The organism is Nocardiopsis lucentensis DSM 44048, assembly GCF_000341125.1.
GTDB classification, from domain to species: Bacteria; Actinomycetota; Actinomycetes; order Streptosporangiales; family Streptosporangiaceae; genus Nocardiopsis; species Nocardiopsis lucentensis.
This window is the reverse complement of the sequence record NZ_ANBC01000565.1, coordinates 1-2,498: the sequence shown is the minus strand read 5'-3', so window position 1 is coordinate 2,498 and position 2,498 is coordinate 1. Positions and strand designations below refer to the sequence as shown.

The following is a 2,498-nucleotide window of genomic DNA, read 5'->3' as shown; positions in this document are numbered from 1 at the left end:
CCGCCCCCGCCTCACCCCCGGCTCCTGCGGCGACCGTCCGGCGTGGGAGGTCGACGGCATTCCGGAGGGGTTCGCCTCCTTGACCATGCACGCCTCCTACCTGCACGTCCACTGGGCCGGGCAGCCCCGGTTCGCGGCCCGGTTCGCGGACGCCGTGCGGGCGGCCCCGGTCGCGGCCTCCTCCCCTACCCCGGCCCCGCCCCACCGCCCGGACTCCGTCGTCGGCGGGGTGGCCGACCCACTGCGGCACCACGGCGACGTCGAGGCCCGTGACGGGCTGCTGGACTTCGCCGTCAACGTCTACGCGGGTGCGCGCCCCGCCTGGCTCGACCGGGCCCTGCGCGAGAGCCTGGAGCGCTCCGCCGTCTACCCCGACCCGGAGCCCGCCCGGGCCGCGATCGCCCGTCGGCACGACCGGCGGCCCGACGAGGTCCTGCCGACCGCGGGCGCGGCGGAGGCGTTCACCCTGATCGCGCGGCTGCGGCCGTGGCGGCGGCCGGTCGTGGTGCACCCCCAGTTCACCGAGCCGCACGCAGCCCTGGAACAGGCCGGGCACACGGTCACGAGCGTGCTCTGCGCGGCCGAGGACGGGTTCGCGTTCGATCCGGGGTCCGTCCCCGATGACGCGGACCTGGTCGTGGTCGGCAACCCCACCAACCCCACCGGTGTTCTGCACCCGGCCTCGGCGTTGCGCGGGCTGTGTCGGCCCGGGCGGGTGGTCGTCGTCGACGAGGCGTTCATGGACGCCGTACCGGGCGAGCCGGAGACGCTGACGGGTCAGCGGGTCGCCGGGCTGGTGGTGGTGCGCAGTCTGACCAAGCACTGGTCGATCCCGGGGATCCGGGCCGGATACGTCGTCGGGGACGGGGCCGTGCTCGGTGAGCTGGGCCGGGCGCAGACGCCGTGGTCGGTGTCCGCGCCCGCGATCGCCGCCACCGTCGCCTGCGTGTCCGACGAGGCCCACGCGGAGGGGCTGCGCCGGGCCAAGGAACTCGAGGACTGGCGCGGGTTCCTGGAGGCCGGGCTGCGTGAGGCGGGCCTGGGCTTCGTGCCGTCCCGAGCGCCGTTCGTCCTGGTCCGGGTGGGGGAAGGGGTCCACACGCTCCTGCGCGACCGGGGCGTGGCCGTGCGGCGGGCCGACACCTTCCCCGGCCTGGACCCCTCCTGGGTACGGGTGGCTGTCCGGCCCCCGGACACCACCCGGCGTCTGCTCACCGCCCTCGCCTGAGACGAGTACGTGTGCCGCGGCGCGAGTTGGCCTAGGATATGCGCTGGAGGAGCCCATCATGACCGTCGCCGACCACCACCCGCCGCCCGCTCACCCGTCCGTCACCGTCCAGCAGTTCGAGCCCATCGCCCTGGCCGCCGAACGCGAAGACGTCAAACTCGAATACATCAACGGGAAGATCTGGGCCGAAGGCGTGACCGACGGAGACCACAACGGCATCCTGACGTGGCTGTTCCGCCAGTTCGTGGCGCACCGGCCCGACCTGGACCTCATCCAGGGCCAAGGCCTGAAGATCGACTCCTACCGCAACGGCCGTGCGCGCCCCGACGGCATTCTGGCCCCGGTCGGCTACTTCGACGGCCAAGGCGAGTGGGCCGACCCCGACGGGGTACTCGCCGTCGTCGAGGTGACCTCCTGGGACGCCGACACCCACGCCCGCGACCGGATCGAGAAGCCCACCGCCTACGCCGCCACCGGCATCCCCGCCTACCTGCTGGTCGACCGCGACGTGAACGCCGTGGTGGTGCACTCCCGTCCCGAACGCGGTGCGTACCAGGACCGATCAAGGCACGTCTACGGCGACAGGGCCGAGATCCCCGGCAGCGGGATCATCCTGGACACCGACGAGCTGAAGAACCGGTTCATCCGCTGACCTGGCCCACGCCTCCTGTAACCACCTTCGACGGACTCCTCATCACCCCAGGGCAACCACCCAGTCGAACGCGGCGGCCACGTCGTGGACGGTGGGGACGCCGGGCGGGCCCGGCGGGCGGCGCACCACCACGACCGGGACGCCGAGCTCCCGCGCGGCTTCCATCTTCGGCCAGGTGTAGGTGCCGCCGGAGTCCTTGGTGACCAGGACGTCGCAGCGGTGCTCGCGCATCAGGTCCAGTTCGCCGTCGAAACCGTAGGGACCCCGGCTGGTCACCAGCCGCCAGGGGTCGGGCAGGTCGATGTCGGGCACGTCCACCACCCGGGCCAGGACCTCGCACCGCCCCAGTTCGGGTACGAAGCGGGCGAGTTCCTGGCGGCCGACCGTGAGAAACGGGCGCGCGCCGAGCGCCGCCGCCCGGCGCGCCGCCTCCTCGTGGGTGTCGGCGTACCGCCAGGCCGGGTCCGGGTCCCAGCCCGGCCGTTCCAGTCGCAGCAGAGGGACGTCGGTACAGGCCGCCGCCGCGTTGGCGGTCATGCCGAGGGCGAAGGGGTGGGTGGCGTCCACCACCGCGTCGTAGTCGGCCAACGCCGCGCGCAGCCCGGCCACTCCCCCGAA

Annotated in this window: 3 protein-coding genes; 2 read left to right on the top strand and 1 reads right to left on the bottom strand. The window is 73.7% G+C overall.

The window, feature by feature from the left end:
• Together cobC and D471_RS0119380 are read left to right on the top strand one after the other, a co-directional pair.
• On the top strand, positions 1–1,228 hold a 1,228-nt coding region (cobC, locus tag D471_RS0119385), incomplete at its 5' end, for an Rv2231c family pyridoxal phosphate-dependent protein CobC (RefSeq protein WP_017600140.1).
• A gap of 58 nt (positions 1,229–1,286) precedes the next feature.
• Positions 1,287–1,880, top strand: a complete 594-nt coding sequence (locus D471_RS0119380) for a Uma2 family endonuclease (protein WP_017600139.1) — start codon at positions 1,287–1,289, stop codon at positions 1,878–1,880.
• Positions 1,881–1,922: 42 nt separating this feature from the next.
• Here the strand turns inward: D471_RS0119380 and D471_RS0119375 are convergent.
• On the bottom strand, positions 1,923–2,498 hold a 576-nt coding region (locus D471_RS0119375; RefSeq protein ID WP_017600138.1), incomplete at its 5' end, for a precorrin-6A/cobalt-precorrin-6A reductase.